Origin of the sequence: Cognatundibacterium rugosum (assembly GCF_014284365.1) — a bacterium.
GTDB lineage: Bacteria > Pseudomonadota > Gammaproteobacteria > Burkholderiales > Burkholderiaceae_D > Undibacterium > Undibacterium rugosum.
The window spans coordinates 1-24,299 of record NZ_JACOGG010000030.1 but is presented as its reverse complement, the minus strand read 5'-3'; the positions used below and the strand labels follow the sequence as shown (position 1 = coordinate 24,299).

Below are 24,299 nucleotides of genomic sequence, written 5' to 3'. Positions count from 1 at the left end.
ACCGAATTGCCGCTGCGCGCAGAGGGGGCAGACTTGCACGACCTGCTGCCGTTTAACTACGCTGGCAGCGTCACGCCATAATTCAACCACTGTTCACGTTGCAAGGTGCGGGGAAATTCGCGCTTACTTTTAATTGGCTGTCGCTGACGGGCTCGTGTTCCAATTTCAATTCAGCGATTGTTTTTTTCCATTGCTGCTTACTCATATTTTTCTCCTTGATTAAGTTGTTGAGTTCCTTTCGTTGTGAGGTGATACCTCGTTTATCCATTGCATGACAATTTGCGCCGACATGCACGGTTGGAATTTGGTCTAGCCCTTGGTCTTGCAGACTACGGTGGTCTATACGGGATTTGCTACTTGCAATGGACAGTCTTCTATTGCAGTGCTTCGCCCACTGCTCGCGCCACTCTTCCAATTGCTCTTTACTATTCCAATCACGGTTCTTTTTGCCAAAGCCATCGTTAGTAATATTGATTTCACGAGTGGTCAGCAAAATATGAGCATGGGGATTTCCGTTCTTATTGTGAATGACGACATCGGCAATCATGCCTTTGCTGGTAAGCTGGGTATGCACAAATCGCTCCAGCAAAATAATGTGCTGCGAAGGGCTCAATTCAATCGGTAAAGCGACTTCAATCTCACGGGCTACCTGTGCATCCTTTCTCGTTTCTGACTGCTCTACAGCATTCCAAAGCTGTTCACGGTCTTTTGCCCATTGTGGTGCATTCGGCGGAGTAAAAATGCGACGGTAAGTGACTTCCTTTTTTCTGGAATAGTCAAAGGTTTGACCAGTACGGTTATCGTAAATTTTTTCGCCAGCACGATATGCGGCTGCTGCGGTAGCGCTTCTTCCAGTGGTGCGAGTAATGAGTTTCACACTCAAGTGGTAAATCGCCATATTTCATTTCTCCCCAACGTCATTTTTGTTTTTGCTTTCAGCTTTGAGCACACGTCGAGTAACGACGTATAAGTGCGCATTTCGCTCTTGACGTTTCTTTTTTGTTTGTTATTTATGTACTACAGCGTGAATCTGAAATGTCAACGCCAAAACAATAAAAACAGGAGATAAAAAATGAGCAAACCAAATTTGAATAAATTACTTCAGCAAAAAGCAGAGCTTGAAGCCCGTATTCAGCAAACCAGAAATCGTGAAATGGTAGAGGAAAGAAAACGCGATACCAGAAGAAAAATTCTGGCAGGTGCTTATGTGATTAAGCTGGCTGAGAATGACTTGAAAAAGCTAGGTAGAGAATTGATTGCAGCGGGAATGCTTGAGCTTAGGGACTATGCACTATTTGAAGTGAACAATGATTCTTCTGACTTTGATTCTAATCGTTTGTCTTTGGACTGATTGATTTATATCGTATTTTGCACCAGGATCAAGTAATCCAGCGTAAGCAAAAAGAGGTTACCGCTTGAGCGACAACCTCTCTTGGATCAAGGCAGCAGAAATAAATTTAGAAGCTGTACCCAACGCCCAGATTCAAACGATCTTTCGTATTGTCTTCTTGGAATTTCTGGTAATCAGTCTTCAGCACAACACCCTCACCAATTTTGAAGCTAGTCCCCAATGTCCAAATTTTTTCATCAGGTTTGACTATCGCACCTGCTGCCAAAGGAATAGCTCCGTAGGCTTTTGCAGTATTGAAACGTTCGTAACGGACAAAAGGCGTCAAACTGTATTGGTCAGTCTGCCACAGCTTATACGCTGCCTGCACATACCCGCCACCAAACTTGGATGGTACGAGCACAGGATTAGGCGTAGTGCTGCTTGCAAAGCCAATATTCAAAGCGTCCGTATTACTCAATTTCGCTGTTGTGTACATCGCTGACAAATCTAACCTATCAATTTGATAGCGGGCATGCACATCGAACAATACCAGACTCGTATCATTGCCTGCAAAACCAGCTGTGTTATGTCCAACTTTGCCAGTGAATACCGAACCACCCAGTAACAAACCTGGCACGCCCCGCCAATTCAATGCAGCATGAGCACTCAGATTTCTAGCCTTCGCAAATTGTCCTTCACCGTGAACGGCACGCAAAGGAGAGTCACTGCCATCTGTAGATTTTGGATCCCACTTGGTCAAATCGAAACCAGTCGTAATACCAACATCCCAAGACAATGCACTCTCTGTTGTACCCGACAATCCGAGTCCGACTTCTCGCCATGTGCTAGGAATGATTGCGGTCTCGACTGAGTTTCTGAAAACACCGTAATAGGCGGTAGGCTCATGATTGGCATTGATTAAACCGACTGGCATTAAGAACAAACCTGCCTTAGCGCGCAAACCATTATTTAATTCATGTTCCACATACAGTTGCTCAACTTCTGCCTCTCCCTTATCTGTCGCAGAGGTAATCGCATGTTCCCACTCAAACTCGGAAACCATCTTGGTTTTTTCGTCGAAGCGATGGGTAATGCCAATGACAGCACGACCAACGTCAACTTGTGCATTCTCGGGCGCTTTAGTTGGGCGGCTGTAGCCGATTTCGCCATAGCTGGTAACCGTGGTTTTCGATGCCCAGTTATTCAAGCTAGAGCCTGAAGCTGAACTTGCCACTGCTTGTTGTTCAATGGCTTTAGATTGTTGTTGCACTTGAACCGCTTGTTTACCCTGATCGGCTTCTAGCTGTTTCACTTTGGCAGAAAGCTCGGCGTTTTGCTTTTCCATCGCTTCGAGTTTTTTTGCCAGTTCTTCCAGTGTGACTGCTTGAGCTGTTGGGACGGCAGATAATGACAATACCCCCACCGCGAAAAGTGCGCTGGCTATTTTAGATGGCTGAAACTTCATTTGAAATCCTAAATTGGTAAGTAAATCGAGTAATGAATAAAAAAAATTGGTGTAATGATTGGGATTATTTTTTGACAGGGGTATAGCGGATAGAGCCAAACACACCACCTTTTTCATCCTCGGGACCAGAGGCGAAATAAAGTGCATTGGTGTCGCCCAGTGCCACGCCATTACCAAAGATCAAACCCCAGATACCAGGCACTACCAACGGTGCGCCATTTGCGGCACGCACATAATTAACGGGAGCGTGTGTGGTTCTGTCGAACGCGACAATCGTGCCTTCACCAAAATTTCCAACGAGTAGCGTGTTGCTGAGCAATCCGAAGTTAGCAGGCGTGATGACCAGACCCCATGGCGCATTGAGTTTGCCGCCGTCATTCCAGACACCTATTAACTTGCCATTCAAATCAAATTCAGCAAGTCGTCCACTGCCTGGCGCATGGACTTCGGTTGCTGCCAGCAGGTGACCTGGAGCCGCAGGATCTTCACTGGTTTGCGCATAGGCAACAAATACACTATTACCCAGCACTTGCACATTGAAGGGGGCATATTCACCAGGTTTCACATTATTAGTATCAACAGCAAATGGATTTGTGAACTTCACAGTTGCTGAAATGTCGTTGAAATTTGCATCGAAGACCTTTACGCCAGGATTCGTGCCGAAATTAGCGGCATACAGACGGTCGTAAGTTGGGTTGATTGCCAAGCCGAAGAACTGAACACCTTGTGCCGATTGATCAATCACAATCTTGGCCGCATCTGGACGGTCGTAACTGCCATCCGATTTCTTACGCTCAGTCCAGGCGGAGATTACACCGCTATCGGTAGCAAACAGAAATTTAGCTCCAGCCGTAATGTCACCATTGGGATGAGATTGCGTCAGTACAAAGCTGGTGGCTGTGCCGTTATACACCGTGCCTGTTGCCCTGCCGCCGCCTGGCAAAGCCACTTTTTTGAGTGCGTCTTGTGATAGAGGCTGACCATTGACATCACCTTGATACTCATAAGTGGCATTGCCAGCTGTGACCCAGAAGTGTCCGCCTGCACCTGGTGGGCGGATGGCGATTCCCCATGCATCAGCAAAATTAGCGTCGGTTGCAAACGTAGGGTTATAAGCAGCGCTTGTCGCAACAAAATTCGTGGCAGTGTAGTTATTTTTCAATTGCCCGTTCGTATCTTCAACGCTTGAGCCGCTACCGCCACCACATCCAGATAGAGCGAAAAGTAATGTACAAGCGATGAATGGGAGGGGTTTGTAGAGTTTAAAGGAGGCGGTCATGTTCTGAGAGGGCGATAGTGAGTAAATTTAATAACTGAGAATTTAAACACGAACGATTATCATTTGCAAGAAAATGTAAGCAGTCCGAACCTCTCCTGTTGCTTAATGTAAACGCTGCAATATGTACGAAATTCCGCTTTTCAGGAATTGATTCAGAAATTTAGTTAAGCGACTTAGAGGACAAAATCCCTATCAATGATTACGGCAGGTGTTCTGAGCAACGCATTGCGTAAAGATGGAAAATAAAAATATTCACAAATGATAATAAGTCTCATTTACAATGATCGTAAAATATTAAAACTGTCGCATATCCGACATCAAACCAAGATAGAGGGAAAAGTAAGTGGATGTTTTAACAATTAATTTTATGGCTATCACACGTATGTTTTTCATGCTTCTTCATGTGTTTGCAGTTGTTGCAGCTGGGATGGGCATCGCGTTCGGTGATTACGCTATTTTCGCTCGGCACAAAACTGATGCGAACCTTCTAGGTAGGGCGGGACTTGCTGTTTCAGTGGCGCTATTTGTGCTTTGGGTCACAGGTCTCAGTGTCATTTGGATGGATACGGGTTTTGTCTGGGCAGTGCTGGCAACCAAACCGAAGTTACTTGCAAAACTCACCGTGGTGATACTCCTTACTATGAATGGTATTGCGTTACACAAGATAGTATTCAAGCGTCTGTGCGAAGCTCAAAACGAGCCGCTACGCGCTGCCAAATTACCTGCCGTTTTGGGTGCCATCAGCGTTGTGACCTGGTTATATGCAGCATTCCTCGGTCTCGCAAAACCTGTTGCTTCATTGCTTGGCTACGTTGGATTTATGGGGCTGTACTTCTTTCTTTTGATAATTGCTATTGCGACTGCACTGGCACTGGTATCACCACGTCTAGCGCGTCGTCTGACTCATACAGAGCACTCAAACGGACTAGTCAAGACGCCAAATTTTATGGATCAGAATATTGAGAAAAAGGGAGGATTAATATGTGCGACCATGGGGACGAACGCCCTTTCTTGAGTAAGCATACAAAAGAGAGTCATAACCTTAACAAAATTTCCGCAACAGGATCACGTCGAAGACGCATATGGGACTTGCCGCATGAGTGCCATTGTCCAGTGGTAGGCGTCTGCATTCCATTGACAAATTTAAGGCGACTTATTAACAAAGCATTAAATGGTCAAAATCTTGCCGATGACTACGAAATCCATGTTGGGGCTGTCGCTGAATGTGGGCGTCGGAATAAAGTGTCTGAGTTAATTCAACAAGAGCTTGATCAGCGCTATAACCGAACTATTCAACAATTTCGTTTGGCAAAGACACAGGACGCTGTTGTACGTTTATGGATAGATGCAATTCACATAGGTGATGTTGCTGGCGCTTTCTGGGCGGCATTAACACACCCTCGATGCGACACGACTTTGCAAGAAGGACTGTGCCGTGATATGCACATGCTTCAACATCAGGCTGGCGCAAGTGTTCGCGCTGACCTGTCGCGATTTAATGCATTAATAGAAGAGAATGCTTTGCTCACGAGGGAATTGGGCCGAGTGCAGGAACGCAGTACGCGTTTAATGACAGAGAAATCAAACGAAATCGAACGCCTGAATACGCAACTTACTCAGATCAGGGCAGAGCTTATCGGTAAAGACAGTAGCATTGCATTTCTCAGTGCGGATATAACTGCCTTAAAAACTTCCATACCTGACTTGGATACGCGCAAGCGATTGCTATATAAACTCGATCAAATGACAGAGCGCCAAACGGAGCTAGAAACAAGCCTTCGGGAAGCTCAGGTACAACTTGCAGAATTCACGAAGTCAAAAGATAGTGAGCACAAAAATACCGAGTTATTAGAGCCAGTTATTCAAGTTATCCCTATTACTCTTTATTTACAACAAAAAAACGTCCTATGTGTTGGTGGACGTAGCGGCAATGTTTCAAATTATCGCGATTTGATTGAGCGGGTTGGTGGTCGCTTTGCCCATCATGATGGTGGCGTTGAAGATAATCAAAACTTATTAGATGCGAATTTAGCTGCCGCTGATCTCGTAATATGTCAAACGGGGTGCATCAGTCACAATGCTTATTGGCGAGTAAAAGATTTTTGCAAGCGTACTGGCAAGCGCTGTGTGTTTGTTGAAAATCCAAGCACTACTTCTTTGGCTCGTGGGTTGGAGCAATTTTCTGATATCAACGACATGAATGTTGAATTTCATCGTTTGTCTTTGGATTAACTGATTTTTTTGCGACTATGAGTGACTTGGTTCTGCTCGGTTCTGCACTGAACAATATTCGAGCAGAACCTTGAAAGCGTTACTGGACGTGGCTCTCCCCATACGTTCTGCGGTTCTACTCTAAATAATTGATATAAAGAAGAGCCGAAAGGATACTGCGCTTTTTACCTGTACCTAACTTGCGTCGTTCGCGCAGAACCCGCTTTTTTGTCTGAAACACTGATGAATGTTGAATCTGACGGTTCTACTCGCCGGAGAATCAATACCAGCATAGGTTTCACAATAAGAGTGTTGCTGGTATTAGCTTTCCCGGTTCTGCGCATTTGACATGATTGAACATGACTACCCCAGAAACGCAAAAGAGCCTTGCGGCTCTTCGTGTTTTGCAGGTCAAACTGATCAGGCTTGCTTCTGGAAATTGACGATATTGGATTTGTCGTCATTGGATTTCAAGGTGCTGTCGTCTTCATAGTCAAAGAAAACCATCGTTGGCTCGGCATTGCAAATGTTTTGAGCGAATCGCTTCATACATTCGCTACGGCTTGGCAACTGATAAAAATAACCCTGTGTTTTACTCTTCCAGTTGGATCGCCAGTTGGGATTATCCTGATCAAAGGCAAATACCTTGCTCATGGCTTTACCCATTTCGTCAGCACTTGGCATAAAACGAAAGCCAAGGCTTTTACACCATTCCAAGCAGTCGGCATAGAAAGCATTGCGATAGCAACGGCTCTGGGTGCTATCAGGAGCCTTCACAATCGTTTTGTTTTCCACTAGGGCTGAACCATTCAAAACTTCATAAATAAATCGCTCAGGCAATGGCAAACTGCGAATCATCAATGCCATACGGGCTTTGGTGTTCGGAAAATCTCGTGGTGAGAAACTAGAAATATCACGATTTTTAAGTGCATGAAAAATCGCTTCACGACCACCGTTTTGTACCCATTCATTATATTGGTGGAAGAATTCACCCGGCTTCGTCTTGCCCTTGTAACGAGGACTACCGTCAATCACAAAGAAACGGCGATCTTCTTCACCCACTGGCACTGCCCATTCCTCATTGGAAGCGACAAAAATGCGAGAATAATTTCGGACTTGAATCGCTGGTCGTCCTTTGTCATTAATCATATTCAAGCCTTCGGTGATCATCGCTTTCAATCGTCCTTCAGCCGATTTATCACCACCCCAAACGGCTTCGTCTGCAAAAATGACGAAGGCATTTAATAGGTGTCCATTGAATTCACCCGTTAAGCTGTTGGTAGAAGATAAGTGCCTGTAGTTATCGGTAAATTCGCCGATGGTTTTCATGAGCGAACCTTTGCCGATACCTTGGGTTCCGCGCATCACAATTGCCACCTCTGGTAGCTCGGCTGGTTTTTGCACCATGTGTGCCAGGTAGTTCAATAAGTAGGTGATACAGGTCTGGTCGTCATTACACAAAGCAGCGAGCAAATCCATGAATAGGGAAATATCGCCTTGCTTGGGTTGGACTTTAAACCCTCGCCATAAATTCCAGTACTGTTTGCCACAGGTTTCGGAAGGGTCAAATACGATACCCTCATATCGGGTGCTTCGTTTATCTTCAAGAAATGCCTGAGTCACCAGCACTTTTTTATCTTCTCGTGCTTTGCCTGATTTCGCTTTATCCTGCGGAATAAAGTGATAAAGGTGAGCATGGAAATGGTGGAAGTCCAGAATATTTTGAAACTCCAGCGTTTGCATAAAACTGTCTTCCCAACAGATATAGGTTTTGCCTGAGCGATTGATAATCGCATATTTGTCGCGGAATTCCTTCAAGTCGCGCAGCAAGGCAAATTCACTCGCCATATCGCTGTAAGCCGCGTCAAATTGACTGACTTTATTTTTAATGTTTGCCGTTCCCACGGTGACTTCTGTACCTGCAAACGGGTCAAACACTTCTTCATTCAAATCGTCTTTTGTGTTCATGATTTTTTCCATTTTTTGAGTTTTTGTTTTCCATGGATACGGTGGAACTTCAAAGCCTGCACCCGCAGGCTTGAACCGTTGTGTCACCATGAACCCCGCTGCAACAGGGTTCTACACATAGGTGCGTCGCTGTAATTTTTTTGAGAAGCTAGTCGTTATTAGTGGAAAGTCGCCGTGCAATCGGAGTCGTCTTTGAAGAAAAATTTTAAATTGAAATTGTTCCCCGCTTGATTGATCTGAATCGTTTTAATGTCGGTGACGGTAAAGCCTTTGTGGGCAATATCAATAATCAGCGCGAACATAATGCCCATGGCTTCGCCATCCATGCTTTCATACAGACCACCAGTCAAATTCACCCAAAGAGATAGGCTGATTGGTGAAAGATTTTTGTCTAGGACTATGCCTGCGGCATCAGCTACATCTTTGATGGTTTGAATACCTGAAATGGCAGAAATAACGGGATGCTTCTTTTTTGTGTGAGACATGATTTTTTCCTTTAAAAAGAGTGGATTTTTTTACTGCTGCTTTTTTTCTTTTTTCCTGGTCTCAGAAGTTTTTTCTGAAATCTCGGATTGCCGCTACTCCCAGCAAGCTCGCTCTATTTTGGGGAAACTTTATCGCTGTATGGGTACTGCTTTGCACTGCTGATTAACCCGCCTTTTTAATTGCTGATTGCGGGCTAATTATTTCTATGCTGTTTTACACCCGGGCATAAACGGTGGTGATAACTGGGTCGATTTTTTTGTAACCGTGCTTAGGTTTTGCAAAAAATAGATTAGGTATCACTGTGACTGCCTGTACTTTGCCTACTTCAAATAATTTAAATCCGATTTCGTCTGTACAGCTTTCGCCACCTATTTGGTAAGCACGAAGAAAAATTTTTCCGCTGGCATTTGTACCGACTATATATGGCTCAATGACACGAGGAATACCCTTATAAAGGATTAATAATTTTTGTTGTATTTCAATGGCACTTTTAATTTCTTTCATATGATTTCCTTTCCTTGAAATGTTTTTTACTTCTCCTTGTGCTGCAAAACTTCCGTGTTAAGCGATTTACGTTTCATCGCTGAATTTGTTACTCAATCAGTTATTCAGTGCTTCGTAATATTTGTTGCCGAAGTTCTCAAAACGTTCTGTTTGCCCGTCATACGGCAGATCGGTATAGCCCGCTGCAATACGTCCTTTTGCCCTGATCATCGTCTCGCAACGAGCGATATAAGGGGCATAGCGACCCTTAGGCTGGTAATCGCACAGAAAGCCGTCAATGGCTAATTCCTCGTTACGGGCACGGACAGTGATCTCGTTAAACATGCCCATGTCGTAATAGCCGATCAGGTAGTCTTCTTCGGTGACGCTATCTTCCCTTGGAAAGTAGGCAAAGTCTCGCCATTCGTCTTCGGTCAACTCTCTGGCGCTACTCATATCCAGATTGCCAAACAGTTCGTCAAAATCAAATGCATCGGTATTTTCAGGTTTCATCTTTTTTCCTTTATCATCAGTTGTTGTGGGGGCAATTTTAGCAATTTGCCCAAGCGTGGAATATTGAACGTTTTGGCATAACGTAGCTTGGTAAAATTGCAACAACAATTCAATAGGAAATCTTCCTGTTTATTGATGAACAAAAAATGAAAACCAGTAAAAAAATAAACGGTAAATTGGTCGGTTTAAGTAAATTGCGAGTCCAGCTTTGGCTGGCGGCGGTATTAGAAGGAAGCAGGCAGGCGAATATTGAGCAAATGCTGAATTGCTTGAGTCGGCAAAAGTCGGAGTGTGATCCCGCTGATTTCGATCCCAATAAATGGTATCGGTATAGTGCTTTTTCTTCTTCGCCACTCCCGGAACTCATTAGCAAGATAGATAAAATGGTGCCCGGAACGGCAAGAATATATCGCTCAGGTTTTGAACGTTTGCCGTTATTTCTTGTGCTGGGTAAGGATGAAAGTGCTTGCAAACGAACGGTATCTAGTTTGCTGGCAGATGCCAAGCTGTATCAGTCGGGAAAAAGTGTCACTGAAAAAAGCCACACATTGCTGCAATATATGGTGGGGTACCAATTCGGTGAAGCGTGGCGCGAATCGCATGCGGACCTGGATCAATTGATCGCGAATCCGAAGAACAATGCGATTGCAAAGAGTTGCAAGGCTAAAAACCTGAGTAGCCGAACTATGCTGGCTATCGTCGCTTTATGGATATTGGCACAAACCAGTGACGACCCCAAAGCGACCGATTACACCGATTATTTTTTGCTGGGAATATTGGGGCAACCGTTGAGTGATAAATTCGGCAAACTCGTTGCGGATTTTATTCTTGAAATGTATGAGGAGGCAGGCTGAAAAGAAACAGCCCGTCTGATTATACGGGCTGCTCATGGTGAGTTGAAATTGTGAACAAATTTAACCTGCTACTATTTTGAATTCTGATTTCTCTGCTCTTTGGCAGATTTATTTTTAAGATGTTTTTCTTTGAGGGCAAGTTTTTGCTTTGTTGATTTAAGAATGTTCTCTCTCGGATAAATTAACTCGGAAAACGCCAACTCAAATGAGAGTTTTGGTGCAACATGCTCCAGTAAATAGGCTACAGAATGTTCACTGGAATAAACTTTCGAATTGGTCGTTTCATGCTCATGCCCAATAAATTGGCAACGGGTCTCTTCGGGAATACCGTTTTGCTTTAACGTGTTATTTGACGTTGAGCGGAACGAATGAAATACTTTTTTAGGATCGCTGATACCTAAAACGTCCAAATATTTTCCGAAACGCTCGCTCGGCGTTTCACTGAAATTTCCAAATCTATTCGGGGTTAAATATGGAAATAACATGCCACTAAAGGCTTTCATATCTTCCACGAAATCCAAGAAACCCATTTTGATTAAGTTGGGGTGAATTGGAATAGTTCTCTTGGCGGCAGGTGTTTTCAGACGCTGGCATTCATCTTCGTCAGTGATAGAAATTGCCCATACATCGTCAATTTGCTTAATGTCGTGAATCAATAGCTGGCATAACTCACCAATTCGTCCACCTGTGTACAGTCCTAACAAGGGTAGCCAAAAATCGGTAGGATTTTGTTGGCTTAAATAAGTGCTTGGATTGAATACCGTGCGCAAGTCTTCGGCAGTAAATGGTTTCCAGCTATTTTTTTCCTTGACCTTTTTTGCCGTCGCCTTGGTAAAAAGCTTATGCCCATACGTCGGAAATGTTGCCTCGGCATCCCACAAGCCAGAATTTTTTGCCAGTTCAAATAAGCCGGTAATAGGACTTAAATATTTGAGTTGAACGGTTTGATTGGATAGTCCCTTCTGCAAAAGCTCGTCTATGAAGTCGGAAACGTCTTGACGGGTAATTTGCTTGATAGGGAAGTGCGGGCTATTTTTTCTGGCAGCAATCCAATCCGAAAAAAGCTGTTGATGGTTTCGGTACTCATAGAGAGTTTTGGGGGCCAGTGTATCTTTTTTACGGGTAGCAAATTTTTCGATTAAATCTGGCAGCGGTATGCCTGCGACAACCTGAGTTTCTGCGATTGCAGTTCTGGTTGTTAAACTGGAATTTTCGTTCGGCAAAGAGGGCGACCCGCTCACGGCGTGTTCGGATTGCACCATGTTCAATTTCATGGATTGACCAATCTCGCTCGCCCAAAAATCCTTGCTTGCCTGAAGCATGGCTTGAATATCTGCTGGATTATTGGGATCAGCCTTTATAGAGATATTGCCGCCATTGGGTGGGGTAATAACAATTTCAAGATTACGGAAGGCTTCTTCCAATTCTTTTTGGTTGAGTAATTCAATCTTTTTGAGAATGTCGCGTTCGTTATCGTGCATACGTCCACCTGTTTTATTTGCAATCATCATAGCGGAAATGAGCAATGATTTTTCTTTTGCAATGACAGGATTTTTGGTTTGTAACGAAATCCGGCGTTCTTTGCGAATGCCCAGTGCTGAAAATTGGTGGCGGTAGTAATAAACGCCGTGGCGGGATTGTTGGATTCTGCAAGCGATTTTCATAGCAACCTCTGGAGAAGAGGTACCCCTATGAGTGCCACCATATGCGAAACCAAAAGAAAAAAGCCCTTGATAAATCAAGGGCTTATGTATCTTTGGCGGAGAAGGGGGGATTCGAACCCCCGGTAGGGATTAACCTACGCACGCTTTCCAGGCGTGTGACTTAAACCACTCATCCACCTCTCCAACATGCTTTTGCATTTCTGCATCAGCGAAGTCCGCTATTCTAGCAAAGACTGATAAAAGATGGAAGCCCTTTTCCACGAATACATGAATTAAGCACCCATCCAAGGTAATCCGCGCTGGCACCAGCCGCCGAGGGTCTTGCGATGACCTTGTGTATCTTTGTCGCCCTCAAACCCTTCGAGTATGTCTAAGCACAGCGTATAACCATGTTCTGTTGCTAATTTTGCAGCGTGACGTGAGCGCACGCCTGAACGGCACAAAAACAGAAGTGGATTTGATTTGTCCGGGCAGATTTGCTCAAGTTGCTTCAAAAACTCTGGGTTCGGCGTGCCACCTGGATAAAGGCTCCATTGCACAGCATGGTGCTGTGTTTCGTTGAGCGCGACGCGCCCCACCCAGTCGCGTTCTGCGTTCGTCCTGACATCGACCAGAACTGCGTGATCGTGCTGCTGGAGTAATGTGTAGGCTTCTGTCGGTGTCAGCGCTCCCGCATAGGGAAGGCTGTTTTCCTGGGCGCGCTGTTTGGCCAGCGCAATCAGATTTGTTTCTGACATCATCGTTTCCATTCATGTATAAGATGCTGATCCGATACCTGCACTGTGATTGAGCGCTGAGCTGCCTTCGGTGCAATCAGACTGTAAGCGGTGTTTTGTGTGGAATATTGAGTGTAGCAGATGGCTTTCCGAATAAATATCCCTGAAACGCATGACAGTCCTGACTTTGCAAGAATGTACGCTGCGCTTCTGTTTCTACGCCCTCCGCGATGACGGCCAGTCCCAGACTTTTGCCTAAGCCGATGATGGTGCGGGTGATAGCAGCGTCGTTAGGATTCATCAGAATGTCGCGCACAAAAGACTGGTCGATTTTTAGCTGATCCAGAGGTAACTTTTTCAGATAGGTCAGGGATGAATAGCCAGTACCAAAATCATCTAACGAAAAACAAACGCCATGTGATTTAAGTAGCTGCATTTTTGCAATGATTTCTTCCACATTATCGACCAGCACTGATTCTGTGAGTTCGATTTTGAGCTTTCTTGGGTCGGCGCCGCTGGAGTCGAGTGCAGTTAAAACAATATCTACAAAATCAGCCTGACGGAATTGTTTGGCGCTGACATTCACAGCCAGCGTCATATGCGCACTGGCAGCCTGACTGGACCAGATTTGCAATTGTGCGCAGGCTTCATGAATGACCCAGTTTCCTAACGGGATAATTAAACCTGATTCTTCTGCTAATGGAATAAACTCAGCCGGAGAAATCATCCCCTTTTCAGGATGGCGCCACCGTATCAACGCTTCCGCACCTATCCATTTACCCGCACTGTTGACTTGTGGTTGATAAAATAAGGCAAATTGCTGCTCACTGATTCCAATACGTATATCGTTTTCCATGGCCGCCCTGGCCGCAATGATGTTGAGCATATCGGGGTTGAAGAAACAGATGTGATCGCCGCCTTCCGCTTTGGCCTCGTACATCGCAACTTCTACTTGTTTCAGCATATCTTCAGCACAGCTTTCACTGGTACCAAACAAGTCTATACCTATGCTCGCGGTGGTATGAAAATGTTGGCCATCGAGATCAAATGGGCGTTTGATATCGTCCAGTATGCCAGACGCAAATGATCTGACTTCGATTGCTGTGTCTCGCAGGTTCTCGCTCAGGTCTTCCAGTATGATGATAAATTCATCGCCGCCTATGCGCGCCAGCGTATCGCCTTTTCCGGTGCGGAGCTGCAAGCGCTTCGCAATTTGCTGCAGCAAGATATCGCCTTTTCCATGGCCAGAAGTATCATTGATTGTTTTGAAATTATCCAGGTCCAAAAACAGGATTGCGCCATAGCGTTGGCTGCGTGCATTGCTGACTAATGCGTGTTGTAGCCTGTCCAACAGTAGCCTGCGGTTAGCAAGACCAGTAAGCGGATCGTGGTAGGCCAGATGTTCCAGCTTGGCTTCGGTCGCTTTTCTTTGTGTGATATCGAGCATGGTGCCCACATAATTAACGATGGCACCATCTGCAGCGCGTATAGCGGTAATCGTCAGCCATTCCGGATAGATTTCACCATTCTTGCGCCGGTTCCATATCTCTCCTTGCCACAGCCCCTGCGTTTCCAATTGCTCCGCCATATCGGCGTAGTAGGCTGAGCCATGTATACCTGACTTTAACAAGCTGGTGGTTTTCCCTTGTACTTCTTCCCATCCATAGCCAGTAATACGTGTGAAGGCTTGGTTGATGCGTAAGATATTTCTGTGCTGGTCTGTGATGACGATACCTTCCTGTCCTTCAAAGGCGATTGCAGCGATCCTTAAGTCATTTTCAATTTTTTTGCGTTCGGTGATGTCTTGCACGGTTCCAATGCAACGGATGACGCCGCTGGCCAGATCCTGATCACGTTCAATCTGGGAATGTACCCACTTAAGTTGATCGCCCACTTGTAACCGGTATTCGACGGATGCAGCCAGACCTTGCCTGGCTCTCTGCCAGCCTGCAATGGCGATAGCACGGTCTTCGGGGTGTATTTGTGTAAGTACAGATTGACAGGAAACTGTCGTTTTGTGACCTAGCCCCCAAATACGAAAAGCCTGCTCTGTACCACGGATTTCCATCGTACTCAGGTCGGCAGTCCAGCTCCCGGTCTGAGATATGGACTGAGCCCTTTGCAATTCTTTTTCTCTTGCCACCAGCTCGCTGGTGCGCAAAGTTACCAATTTGCGCAAGCCTTTTTTTTGTTCGCGCGTCGATATCAATAAATGGGTCATGACGGCTAGCATTGTGCTGAGCAGCAGTGCCAGTCCAAATTTCAGAGGAGTTGCAGCGACGCCCCCTTTCTTGCTACTGATGTTGACGTCTAAAATCCAGGTGGTATTCGGTAAGCTGAAGCTATGACGCACACCGTTTAAGTCTGAAAAGTGCGCACTTTGATCAATGATTTGTTTTTTACCCGTCTCAGGATGTATGCGCCAAAGTTCATATTGATGTCCGCGTTTAGCCAGCTCCGGAAGTTCTGCATCACTCAAAATTTTTGGCAGAGAAATAACGACAGAGACAATGCCCCAAAGCACCTCTTTGCCGTTTGCGCCCTCCAGGTAAACCGGCAGCCTGCCGATGACACCAGTTCCACCACGTTTTAGCTCTAAGGGGCCAGCCAGGCTCAGTTGCTGACTCTGGATAGCCAATATAGCCTCTGTTTTGCGCGTTGCGTCATGCATGAGGTCTATCCCTAAACCTATGCTGCTCAGGCTTGTTGGTACGACAAGTTGTGTAATCCCGCCAGGTGCCAGATAAATTGCATTTACGCTGGGATGGTATTCCAGCAGTTGTTTGGCAAACTGGGTAAAACCTTCCGTTTTTCCCTGGTTTTGCTGAATAAACGCGCCGACGGCGTAGCTTGCTGACAGCGCATGGGCGAGTTTGTGCTCCAGTGTATGGGCTTGCATTAGTGCGAGTTCCGAAGCCTGGCTGTGCAGCTCGCTTTGTGCCGCCTGCTCAAGTTTGCTAATGATCGCTGTGCTGAACACCATTGCAAAACAGAATACCATTGCTACCCAGATTTCGGAGTTGATTCGCTTGATTTGGGAGGAAATGGACATTGTGTTGAAAAGCTCTGATAAGGAAAGTAAATTATTTCTTTATGGAAAGTATATGCGACAAATGAAGTTTGATGCAATTTTTGCAGCATAGCCGGGAAAATGAGACTCAATCTTATTTGCAAGTCGATCATGGCTGTGTGATACATATCAAGCGGAACGGCGTTGCATGCACTATTCTGTGCAACATATTTAGGAAAGCACGTTGGGTAGAGATAGCTCGCACCAAAAAGATGCTGCGAACAGAGCAAACAATATTGATGCTTTATTTTGGTGCAAAATATTTTTTGTGCTGCGTTTTGGTGCGATTGCAAATTTGAGCTATATTGGTTTTCTACGAAAGCTTATGCAAAAATTCATTAAAAACAGTTGTTTAGTCGTTTGATGCTTGGGGTCTTTATTCTCAAGTAGGGTGGCATAGTTTCTGCTAATAGGATGGATGAGTTTAAGCGCCGCAGTTTGAATACGTAAGTCAAGAAGACAGTTTGGCGGGTTTTCTACTGTACTCAGGCAGGAGACCCGGCAATTTCCGAATTTTTTTTGCTCTATTTGAGGAGTTTCACATGGCAATGACAGCAGCAGAAGTGTTGAAAATGGCGAAAGACAACGAAGTAAAGTTCGTTGACTTCCGTTTTGCTGACACACGAGGCAAAGAACAGCACGTGACTGTTCCGGTTTCCCAGTTTGATATGGATAAATTTGAGTCTGGTCATGCATTTGACGGCTCATCCATCGCGGGTTGGAAAGGTATTGAAGCTTCTGACATGTTGTTGATGCCTGATCCAAACACCGCAAATATCGATCCATTCATGGAAGAAACCACATTGTTTATGCAATGTGACGTGATTGAGCCTTCTGATGGCAAGGGTTATGACCGTGATCCACGTTCTATCGCGAAGCGTGCAGAAGCCTACCTGAAATCCTCTGGCATCGGTGATACGGCTTTTTTTGGTCCAGAACCAGAATTCTTTATTTTTGATGGTGTACGTTGGAATGTGGATATGTCCGGCTGCTTCGTGAAGATTGATTCCGAAGAAGCGTCCTGGTCTACTGGCGCGAAATTGGAAGGTGGTAATTCTGGTCACCGTCCTGCAGTTAAAGGCGGCTATTTCCCGGTTCCTCCGGTCGACAGTTTCCAAGATATGCGTTCGGAAATGTGCCTGATCCTCGAATCTCTGGGAATTCCGGTTGAAGTGCATCATCATGAAGTGGCTGGTGCTGGTCAGAATGAAATCGGCACTAAGTTCTCTACACTGGTTGAGCGTGCTGACTGGACTCAGAATTTGAAATACGTCGTTTGGAATGTTGCTCACACTTACGGCAAAACAGCGACATTTATGCCTAAGCCTATCGTTGGTGACAACGGCTCCGGTATGCACGTGCATCAATCGATCTGGAAAGATGGCAAGAATCTGTTTGCTGGCGACGGTTATGCAGGCCTGTCTGACTTCGCGTTGTACTACATCGGCGGTATCATTAAGCACGCAAAAGCGCTCAACGCGATTACCAACCCAGGTACTAACTCCTACAAACGCCTGGTGCCAGGCTTTGAAGCGCCGGTAAAACTGGCTTACTCTGCGCGTAACCGTTCTGCATCTATCCGTATTCCTTATGTCGCAAATCCAAAAGGCCGTCGCGTAGAAGCACGCTTCCCGGATCCGCTGGCAAATCCATACCTGTGCTTCTCCGCACTGATGATGGCAGGTCTGGACGGTGTTCAGAATAAGATCCACCCTGGCGAAGCAGCGACCAAAGATCTGTACCATCTGCCACCTGAGGAAGATGCACTGATCCCTACTGTTTGCTCTTCTTTGGAAGAAGCACTGGATGCACTGAACAAAGACCGTGAGTTCCTGACACGCGGCGGTGTATTTAGCGACAGCATGATCGATGCCTACATTGAGCTGAAAATGCAGGAAGTACAGCGCTTCCGCATGACTACGCATCCAGTAGAGTTCGATATGTACTATTCCCTGTAATTTCTGGGGTAAAAAAGCGGGGCTAGCCCCGCTTTTTTCTTTGTTACGACCAGTAACGACTGGTAACGGCGGATTGTGAACTGTCCCTGCTTCGCATACACTAAGGGTCTGTTTTTGACTTTTGAATGATTATGAAGCGACTTTTGATTGGTTTGATCTCTACGATTGCCTTCCAGGGGCTGGCCTTTGCACAGACTGAGGTATTTCTGTGTGTGGATGAGAACGGCAAGAAAGAGTACAAGAATACCGGGGCTACTAAGGGGTGTAAGAAAGTAGAGCTACCTGGTATTACCATGGTGCCCGCACCTGTTTTACCGCCGACGCCAAAAAAGGCGCAGGCTAAATCCGCATCTAGTCCGGCCGATTTCCCTAAAGTGGATGAGGGTACACAGAAGAGCCGTGATGCGGACAGAAAGCAGATACTCAGTGATGAATTAAAGGCCGAGGAGCAAAAGCTGGCGGACTTAAAAAAAGAGTTTAATAACGGTGAACCTGAACGACGTGGCGATGAACGTAACTATGCCAAATATCTGGAGCGCACGGCGATGATGAAGGATAACATTGCGCGTACAGAAAAGAATGTAGAAGCATTGCGTCGTGAGATTGCGAATCTCAAGTAATGAGTGAGCGGGAGGCCTGCAGGTAGGCATGATGTTTGCGTAAGAAGGTCGCGGTAGGCGACCTTTTTTTATGGATACTGGTTTGATGACACCTTCTTCTTTTTCCGGCCTGGATTTACTGACTTCAGCGGTCATTGTGCTGGATGATGCGTGCGCAGTGGTGTATGCGAATGCTGCTGCTGAAAATTTACTGGAAAGCTCGGCGCGATCGCTCGTCAATCAAAAACTCAATGACTTGTTTTTGAACGCGGACGATTTACTTCAGGTATTTCATCAGGCGGTCGAACATCAGTTTGCCGATAAGCGCCAGGACTTGACGTTGCAACGGTCGGGGCGCGAACCACTGCATGTGCACAGTATCGTGACCGCGCTGGATAACCCGGACATGCCTGTACTGATCGAATTAAGAGAAAATGTGCAGCAACTCAAGCTCGATCGCGAAGAGCGCATGCTGGACCAGAGTCAAGCTAATAAAGAGCTAATCCGCAATCTTGCGCATGAAATCAAAAATCCGCTCGGTGGAATTCGTGGCGCTGCCCAGCTGTTAGAGCTGGAGCTGCCTGAGCGCCAACTGCGTGAGTTACGGGAATATACGCAGGTCATCATCAAAGAGGCAGATCGTCTGCAGACTTTAGTCGATCGTCTGTTGGCCCCGCACCGTCATCCGCATATCGTTGGTGACGTAAATATTCATGAAGTATGTGAGCGGGTCCGTAGTCTGATTGTGGCTGAGTTCCCACAAGGATTGTCGATACAGCGCGATTACGACTTATCGATTCCCGAGTTCCGTGGCGATAAAGAGCAGTTGATACAGTCTGTGCTGAACATTGCGCACAATGCAGCACAAGCCTTGTCAGATCGCATCGCTCAGGGCGATGCAGTGTTGACTTTTAAGACCCGTGTTGTGCGCCAAATCACTTTGGCCAAAGTACGTTACAGGCTGGCATTAGATTTGCATATCATTGATAACGGCCCGGGTATTCCCGCAGAAATACGTAACCGTATTTTTTATCCACTGGTCTCTGGCAGGGATGGGGGGAGTGGCTTGGGACTAACGCTGGCGCAGACTTTTGTGGCTCAGCATTTAGGTACGATTGAATGCGAGAGTCGCCCTGGTTGTACGGATTTCAGAATATTGATTCCTTTGCCTTGATGAATAAAGCTTGCGCCACGCTGTGTTAAACCGAACATAAAACTGAAAAGAAAAATATGAAGCCAATCTGGATAGTGGATGATGATGAGTCGATTCGTTGGGTATTGGAAAAGGCGTTGGCGCGGGAAAGCCTCACGACGCGCAGCTTTACCAATGCACGCGATGCGATGACAGCCTTGCAAACAGAAGCGCCGCAGGTTTTGGTGTCGGATATCCGTATGCACGGTGCATCGGGTCTGGAGTTGCTGCAGGTTGTAAAGGCTAAGCACCCTGGTTTGCCAGTGATCATTATGACCGCGTTCTCTGATCTTGATTCTGCAGTGGCTGCGTTTCAAGGGGGGGCATTTGAATATCTCGCCAAGCCTTTTGATCTGGATAAAGCGGTTGAATTAATACGCCGAGCGCTCGACGAAAGTTTGCGCGAATTCAGTGTCGATCAGACCATTTCAGAAACGCCGGAAATTCTGGGGCAGGCACCTGCAATGCAGGATGTTTTTCGCGCGATAGGACGTTTGTCGCAGTCCAATGTGACGGTATTAATAACCGGGGAATCGGGCAGCGGTAAGGAACTGGTTGCGCGTGCATTGCACAAACATAGCCCACGCGCATCTCAGCCATTTATTGCGCTCAATACGGCGGCGATACCAAAGGATTTGCTCGAGTCTGAATTGTTTGGGCATGAAAGAGGTGCCTTCACCGGAGCGCAAACCACGCGCCGTGGTCGTTTTGAGCAGGCTGAAGGCGGTACTTTGTTTCTGGATGAAATTGGTGATATGCCTTTTGATTTGCAAACGCGTTTGCTGCGGGTTTTGTCGGACGGGCATTTTTACCGTGTCGGTGGACATCAGCCTCTGAAAGCGAATGTCAGGGTAATCGCAGCTACGCACCAAAATCTTGAGACGCGCGTCAAAGAGGGCTTGTTTCGCGAGGATCTCTATCACCGCCTGAATGTCATCAGGCTCAGGCTGCCTAGTTTGCGCGAGCGACGTGAAGATATTCCCCTGTTGGCAAAATTTTTTCTGGCACAAAGCGCCAAGCAACTTGGTGTGGATGTGAAGCGTTTATCGGAGCCGGCTGTTCAATATTTGTCGACTCTGGACTTCCCGGGCAATGTGCGCCAATTGGAAAATCTGTGTAACTGGATTACGGTGATGGCTCCAGGGCAAACGGTAGAAATTCCGGATTTGCCACAGGATCTGACGTCGACTGCTCAGGCAGCAGTTTCAGCACCACTAACTGGTGAAGCGCGTCTTGTTAATGAAGGTATAGGCAATTCAATCGCCACCGTTGTAACTGAGACGGCCTCCCAAAACTGGCATGATTTGCTCGAGACAGAAGCTGCTTCCTTGCTGGCGGCGGCTGAACCAGAAGTGATCGTCAAGCTTGGCAAAGAGTTTGAGGCAATTGTCATTCGTGCTGCACTCAAATATACACATGGTCGCAAAAATGATGCGGCAGTCAGACTTGGGATAGGGCGCAATACAATTACCCGCAAAATTCAGGAATTGGGTATCGTTGGCGCAAAAGAAGACTAGGTATTTTCTTGGGGCAATCGAAAAGATCGTTGTTTCGCAGAGAAAATAGTTTTCTTTAGCGCAAATATCAGAGTATGATTTTTGATAGCGAGTAGCGCTATTTGTCAGAAAAGGCGATTTGTCATGTGAAATGACGATCAAGATGCAGGTCTAGGCAACACGGCCGCCAACATCCCAGGAGATGCCCATGAAACTCGATGCTCTGTTTCAACAACAAAATGCCTTACCCTCCATTCCTAAAGTTGTCCAGGAAGTGATAGACAGCTTTAACAATGACAGCGTCTCGATCGACGAGATTGCCCGCAAGCTGTCTGCTGATCAGGTGCTCAGTGCCAAGCTGCTGCGCCTGGCAAATTCATCCTATTATCATGCATCACGTACCGTAGGCAGTGTGGATGATGCGGTGTTGATGCTGGGATTTATGACAGTACGCACACTGGTCGTCAGCTCAGGTCTGACTGGCGGCTTTAAAGCGATGCCGGGTGTCGATTTGAAGCAGTTCTGGCGTTATAGCTTGAATACTGCGGTAGCTGCCAAATGGATAGCCAAGCAAGCGCATGGGAATTCAGATTTTGCTTTCACCGTGGGGTTGATGCATGCAATTGGACAGTTGGTGATGCACGCGGGGATGCCTGAGCAGACCTTGCAGATTGATAAAATTGCGGGGCCGCTGGATGCACGTCGCACCGATGTTGAGGTGAATTCTTTCGGCTATGATTTTTATGACGTGGGTGCGGAGCTGGCTAAGCGCTGGCGTTTTCCTGAAACTTTTGCAATTGCCATTAAAGCCTGTGCTGAGCCTTTGCAGCATGAGCCATTTGAGCCAGTCGCTGCGATCGTGCATTTGGCTGCATGGCGGGCTCGTGCAGAAGAGGCTAAGTTCTCCGAAGATGAGCTTGCTGCGACTTTCCCAGCCGCGGTTGCAAAAAAACTGGGATTCAAAGAAGAGTTGCTTTTGCAAGAGATGCCTCCTATCGCGGAATTGAGCGAGGGCTTGCAGGATCTGATTGCTTAACGGTTTTTGTCACTTGCTTCAGTCATTACCTAGTTATAAAGACGAGTGAGCGTCCCTCACTCGTCTTTATCCATTTTTTTATTTACCCTCAATATTCAGTGCTACGGCTTCTGCGACACGTATACCATCTACACCTGCAGATAATATACCTCCTGCATAGCCAGCCCCTTCGCCAGCCGGATACAGTCCCTTCGTATTTAAGCTGCAGAGACTAAGGTCGTCGCGTTTGATGCGAATTGGCGATGAGGTTCTTGTCTCCACGCCGGTTAGCAAACCATCTTGCATTGCAAAACCTTTAATCTTTTTATCGAAAGCTGGAATGGCTTCACGTATTGCGGTAATTGCAAATTCTGGTAACGCCAGGTGCAGGTCACCCAATTCTATACCTGGCTTATAGGACGGAATTACTGAGCCTAATGCAGTGGATGGTTTGCCTGCAATGAAGTCACCGATTAATTGCCCTGGCGCGCTGTAGTTGCTGCCGCCAAGCTCATAAGCCCGTGATTCCAGTTCGCGCTGGAAATCGATGCCAGCCAGTGGGTGTCCTGGATAATCAGCGGGCGTAATGCCAACCACAATCGCGCTATTGGCATTGCGTTCGTTGCGTGAGTATTGGCTCATGCCATTGGTGACAACGCGTCCGGGTTCTGAGGTTGCTGCTACTACGGTGCCGCCAGGGCACATGCAGAAACTATAGACTGAGCGACCGTTTTTGGCGTGATGCACCAATTTGTAATCTGCCGCACCCAGGATTTTATTGCCAGCATTGGGACCAAAGCGTGCCTGATCGATTACCGATTGCGGATGCTCAATTCGGAAGCCCACCGAAAACGGCTTGGCCTCAACGTAGACGCCGCGATCGTAAATCATTTGGAAGGTATCGCGTGCACTATGTCCAATCGCGAGGACCACATGTCTGGTTGCCAGATATTCGTTATCATTAATATGCAGACCGCGAACTTCGTGGTTCTGGATATCGATATCAGTGACGCGTTGCTGAAAACGGATTTCGCCACCCAGTTCTTCAATGCGATGACGCATTTGCTCTATCATCTTTACCAGCCGGAAGGTGCCTATGTGCGGTTTGCTTACATACAGAATCTCTTCAGGTGCGCCAGCTTTGACGAATTCAGTCAATACCTTGCGACCATAATGCTTGGGATCTTTAATTTGGCTATATAGCTTGCCATCAGAGAATGTGCCGGCACCGCCTTCGCCAAACTGGACATTTGATTCGGGTTGCAATTCACGTTTTCTCCACAAACCCCAGGTATCTTTAGTACGCTCACGTACCGTCTTGCCCCGCTCCAGGACGATAGGACGGTAGCCCATTTCTGCGAGAATAAATGCGGCAAATAAACCGCAAGGGCCAAAGCCGATAACTACCGGTCTATCAAAGGAGGATTTGCCTGCCTGTGCGACAAACTGATAGCTGGTATCAGGTGTCACCGAAATTTTTGGATGATCTTTGCAGCGGTTCAGCACCACCTTGTTATCCACCGTCTCAACATCAATCGTATATATCAGTAAGATTGCCGTTTTTTTTCTCGCGTCGTAACTGCGTTTAAAAATATTGTAACTAGTCATCTCACTTGAAGAGATTTTTAACTGCGCCAATATCGCATTAGTTAAGTCAGCTTCGGTGTGATCAAGTGGCAGAGATAGGTCGGTAATGCGTAACATAGTGGTGATCCAAAAAGCCTCCGTGCCGGACGGAAGTGGAAAATCTGAAAAGCAGTATTCTACCGTTTGGTGGCGTGCTTGAGGGAAATGCACATAGCCGCCGCCTATATTGGAGTGGGCGAGCTTTTCGGCTGATGTAAATTATTTGAACGAGGGGGCTTGCAAAGAGTCAGCGAGTCCTTCATAATCTCGTTTCTCTGCTGCTGACGAACAAAACGATTCGAAGCAAAAGCCGGAAGGCAAGCAGAAAAAAGAATTCAATATTCTGTGATCTTTAACAATTAACAGTCAATAAA

Annotated in this window: 20 protein-coding genes and 1 tRNA gene; 9 read left to right on the top strand and 12 right to left on the bottom strand. The window is 46.4% G+C overall.

Annotated elements, in window-relative coordinates; all coding sequences use genetic code 11:
* Window positions 1–82 precede the first annotated feature (82 nt).
* Window positions 83–898 carry a MobQ family relaxase gene (mobQ, locus tag H8K47_RS17170; RefSeq protein ID WP_186882605.1) on the bottom strand — a complete coding sequence of 272 codons (816 nt, stop codon included), beginning with the start codon at window positions 896–898 and terminating at the stop codon, window positions 83–85.
* A 174-nt stretch (window positions 899–1,072) separates the two neighbouring features.
* Here mobQ and H8K47_RS17165 point away from each other — a divergent pair, with 174 nt between their 5' ends.
* Complete coding sequence (locus H8K47_RS17165) at window positions 1,073–1,351, top strand: mobilization protein (RefSeq protein ID WP_186882604.1); 279 nt, start codon at window positions 1,073–1,075, stop codon at window positions 1,349–1,351.
* 106 nt (window positions 1,352–1,457) lie between these two features.
* On the opposite strand, the gene H8K47_RS17160 is transcribed toward H8K47_RS17165, so the two are convergent.
* Window positions 1,458–2,912, bottom strand: a complete 1,455-nt coding sequence (locus H8K47_RS17160; RefSeq protein ID WP_186882603.1) for a hypothetical protein — start codon at window positions 2,910–2,912, stop codon at window positions 1,458–1,460.
* Window positions 2,860–4,074 (bottom strand): TIGR03118 family protein, encoded by a 1,215-nt coding sequence (locus tag H8K47_RS17155; RefSeq protein WP_186882602.1) that lies wholly within the window; start codon window positions 4,072–4,074, stop codon window positions 2,860–2,862. The genes H8K47_RS17160 and H8K47_RS17155 overlap by 53 nt, the downstream gene beginning before the upstream one ends.
* A 343-nt stretch (window positions 4,075–4,417) precedes the next feature.
* On the opposite strand from H8K47_RS17155, the gene H8K47_RS17150 reads away from it, so the two are divergent.
* Entirely contained in the window at window positions 4,418–5,089 is a 672-nt protein-coding gene (locus H8K47_RS17150) for a hypothetical protein (protein ID WP_186882601.1), read from the top strand.
* Between the two features lie 119 nt (window positions 5,090–5,208).
* A complete protein-coding gene (locus H8K47_RS17145; protein ID WP_230410237.1) occupies window positions 5,209–6,306 on the top strand; it encodes a DUF2325 domain-containing protein in 1,098 nt (365 codons plus the stop codon).
* Window positions 6,307–6,705: 399 nt separating this feature from the next.
* Here H8K47_RS17145 and H8K47_RS17140 read toward each other — a convergent pair whose 3' ends face one another.
* The 4 genes from H8K47_RS17140 to H8K47_RS17125 all read right to left on the bottom strand — a co-directional run bounded on the left by H8K47_RS17140 (window position 6,706) and on the right by H8K47_RS17125 (window position 9,735).
* Window positions 6,706–8,343, bottom strand: coding sequence for a primase-helicase family protein (locus H8K47_RS17140; protein ID WP_186882599.1), 1,638 nt, complete (start codon window positions 8,341–8,343; stop codon window positions 6,706–6,708).
* 68 nt (window positions 8,344–8,411) lie between these two features.
* On the bottom strand, window positions 8,412–8,738 hold the full coding sequence (locus tag H8K47_RS17135) for a hypothetical protein (RefSeq protein ID WP_186882598.1): 327 nt from the start codon (window positions 8,736–8,738) through the stop codon (window positions 8,412–8,414).
* A 214-nt stretch (window positions 8,739–8,952) separates the two neighbouring features.
* Window positions 8,953–9,243, bottom strand: coding sequence for a hypothetical protein (locus tag H8K47_RS17130; protein ID WP_186882597.1), 291 nt, complete (start codon window positions 9,241–9,243; stop codon window positions 8,953–8,955).
* 96 nt (window positions 9,244–9,339) lie between these two features.
* A complete protein-coding gene (locus H8K47_RS17125; protein WP_186882596.1) occupies window positions 9,340–9,735 on the bottom strand; it encodes a hypothetical protein in 396 nt (131 codons plus the stop codon).
* Between the two features lie 146 nt (window positions 9,736–9,881).
* Here H8K47_RS17125 and H8K47_RS17120 point away from each other — a divergent pair, with 146 nt between their 5' ends.
* On the top strand, window positions 9,882–10,589 hold the full coding sequence (locus tag H8K47_RS17120; RefSeq protein WP_186882595.1) for a hypothetical protein: 708 nt from the start codon (window positions 9,882–9,884) through the stop codon (window positions 10,587–10,589).
* A gap of 71 nt (window positions 10,590–10,660) precedes the next feature.
* Here the strand turns inward: H8K47_RS17120 and H8K47_RS17115 are convergent, their stop codons facing one another.
* From H8K47_RS17115 to H8K47_RS17100, 4 genes are all read right to left on the bottom strand, one after another.
* The gene (locus H8K47_RS17115) at window positions 10,661–12,253 is read right to left on the bottom strand and encodes a tyrosine-type recombinase/integrase (protein WP_186882594.1); all 1,593 of its coding nucleotides are present in this window, start codon (window positions 12,251–12,253) and stop codon (window positions 10,661–10,663) included.
* A gap of 93 nt (window positions 12,254–12,346) precedes the next feature.
* Window positions 12,347–12,436 (bottom strand) — tRNA-Ser (locus H8K47_RS17110).
* Between the two features lie 89 nt (window positions 12,437–12,525).
* The gene (locus H8K47_RS17105) at window positions 12,526–12,990 is read right to left on the bottom strand and encodes a rhodanese-like domain-containing protein (RefSeq protein ID WP_186882606.1); all 465 of its coding nucleotides are present in this window, start codon (window positions 12,988–12,990) and stop codon (window positions 12,526–12,528) included.
* Window positions 12,991–13,066: 76 nt separating this feature from the next.
* Complete coding sequence (locus H8K47_RS17100; protein ID WP_186882593.1) at window positions 13,067–15,952, bottom strand: bifunctional diguanylate cyclase/phosphodiesterase; 2,886 nt, start codon at window positions 15,950–15,952, stop codon at window positions 13,067–13,069.
* A 629-nt stretch (window positions 15,953–16,581) separates the two neighbouring features.
* Here H8K47_RS17100 and glnA point away from each other — a divergent pair.
* The 5 genes from glnA to H8K47_RS17075 all read left to right on the top strand — a co-directional run bounded on the left by glnA (window position 16,582) and on the right by H8K47_RS17075 (window position 22,320).
* Window positions 16,582–17,997, top strand: a complete 1,416-nt coding sequence (gene glnA, locus H8K47_RS17095) for a type I glutamate--ammonia ligase (RefSeq protein ID WP_186882592.1) — start codon at window positions 16,582–16,584, stop codon at window positions 17,995–17,997.
* Window positions 17,998–18,128: 131 nt separating this feature from the next.
* A complete protein-coding gene (locus tag H8K47_RS17090; protein WP_186882591.1) occupies window positions 18,129–18,617 on the top strand; it encodes a DUF4124 domain-containing protein in 489 nt (162 codons plus the stop codon).
* A gap of 85 nt (window positions 18,618–18,702) precedes the next feature.
* On the top strand, window positions 18,703–19,770 hold the full coding sequence (gene glnL / locus H8K47_RS17085; protein WP_186882590.1) for a nitrogen regulation protein NR(II): 1,068 nt from the start codon (window positions 18,703–18,705) through the stop codon (window positions 19,768–19,770).
* Window positions 19,771–19,826: 56 nt separating this feature from the next.
* On the top strand, window positions 19,827–21,305 hold the full coding sequence (ntrC, locus tag H8K47_RS17080; RefSeq protein ID WP_186882589.1) for a nitrogen regulation protein NR(I): 1,479 nt from the start codon (window positions 19,827–19,829) through the stop codon (window positions 21,303–21,305).
* A gap of 187 nt (window positions 21,306–21,492) precedes the next feature.
* Entirely contained in the window at window positions 21,493–22,320 is an 828-nt protein-coding gene (locus H8K47_RS17075) for an HDOD domain-containing protein (protein ID WP_186882588.1), read from the top strand.
* A 78-nt stretch (window positions 22,321–22,398) separates the two neighbouring features.
* Here the strand turns inward: H8K47_RS17075 and H8K47_RS17070 are convergent, their stop codons facing one another.
* Window positions 22,399–24,003, bottom strand: a complete 1,605-nt coding sequence (locus H8K47_RS17070; protein WP_186882587.1) for an NAD(P)/FAD-dependent oxidoreductase — start codon at window positions 24,001–24,003, stop codon at window positions 22,399–22,401.
* Between the last annotated feature and the right edge of the window lie 296 nt (window positions 24,004–24,299).

Bases quoted from the DNA above. Each gene is read 5' to 3' on its own strand.
- mobQ (WP_186882605.1), bottom strand. From the start codon at position 898: ATGGCGATTTACCACTTGAGTGTGAAACTCATTACTCGCACCACTGGA.
- H8K47_RS17165 (WP_186882604.1), top strand. From the start codon at position 1,073: ATGAGCAAACCAAATTTGAATAAATTACTTCAGCAAAAAGCAGAGCTT.
- H8K47_RS17160 (WP_186882603.1), bottom strand. From the start codon at position 2,912: ATGAAAAAGGTGGTGTGTTTGGCTCTATCCGCTATACCCCTGTCAAAA.
- H8K47_RS17155 (WP_186882602.1), bottom strand. From the start codon at position 4,074: ATGACCGCCTCCTTTAAACTCTACAAACCCCTCCCATTCATCGCTTGT.
- H8K47_RS17140 (WP_186882599.1), bottom strand. From the start codon at position 8,343: ATGGTGACACAACGGTTCAAGCCTGCGGGTGCAGGCTTTGAAGTTCCA.
- H8K47_RS17135 (WP_186882598.1), bottom strand. From the start codon at position 8,738: ATGTCTCACACAAAAAAGAAGCATCCCGTTATTTCTGCCATTTCAGGT.
- H8K47_RS17130 (WP_186882597.1), bottom strand. From the start codon at position 9,243: ATGAAAGAAATTAAAAGTGCCATTGAAATACAACAAAAATTATTAATC.
- H8K47_RS17125 (WP_186882596.1), bottom strand. From the start codon at position 9,735: ATGAAACCTGAAAATACCGATGCATTTGATTTTGACGAACTGTTTGGC.
- H8K47_RS17120 (WP_186882595.1), top strand. From the start codon at position 9,882: ATGAAAACCAGTAAAAAAATAAACGGTAAATTGGTCGGTTTAAGTAAA.
- H8K47_RS17115 (WP_186882594.1), bottom strand. From the start codon at position 12,253: ATGAAAATCGCTTGCAGAATCCAACAATCCCGCCACGGCGTTTATTAC.
- H8K47_RS17105 (WP_186882606.1), bottom strand. From the start codon at position 12,990: ATGTCAGAAACAAATCTGATTGCGCTGGCCAAACAGCGCGCCCAGGAA.
- H8K47_RS17100 (WP_186882593.1), bottom strand. From the start codon at position 15,952: ATGGTGTTCAGCACAGCGATCATTAGCAAACTTGAGCAGGCGGCACAA.
- glnA (WP_186882592.1), top strand. From the start codon at position 16,582: ATGGCAATGACAGCAGCAGAAGTGTTGAAAATGGCGAAAGACAACGAA.
- H8K47_RS17090 (WP_186882591.1), top strand. From the start codon at position 18,129: ATGAAGCGACTTTTGATTGGTTTGATCTCTACGATTGCCTTCCAGGGG.
- glnL (WP_186882590.1), top strand. From the start codon at position 18,703: ATGACACCTTCTTCTTTTTCCGGCCTGGATTTACTGACTTCAGCGGTC.
- ntrC (WP_186882589.1), top strand. From the start codon at position 19,827: ATGAAGCCAATCTGGATAGTGGATGATGATGAGTCGATTCGTTGGGTA.
- H8K47_RS17075 (WP_186882588.1), top strand. From the start codon at position 21,493: ATGAAACTCGATGCTCTGTTTCAACAACAAAATGCCTTACCCTCCATT.
- H8K47_RS17070 (WP_186882587.1), bottom strand. From the start codon at position 24,003: ATGTTACGCATTACCGACCTATCTCTGCCACTTGATCACACCGAAGCT.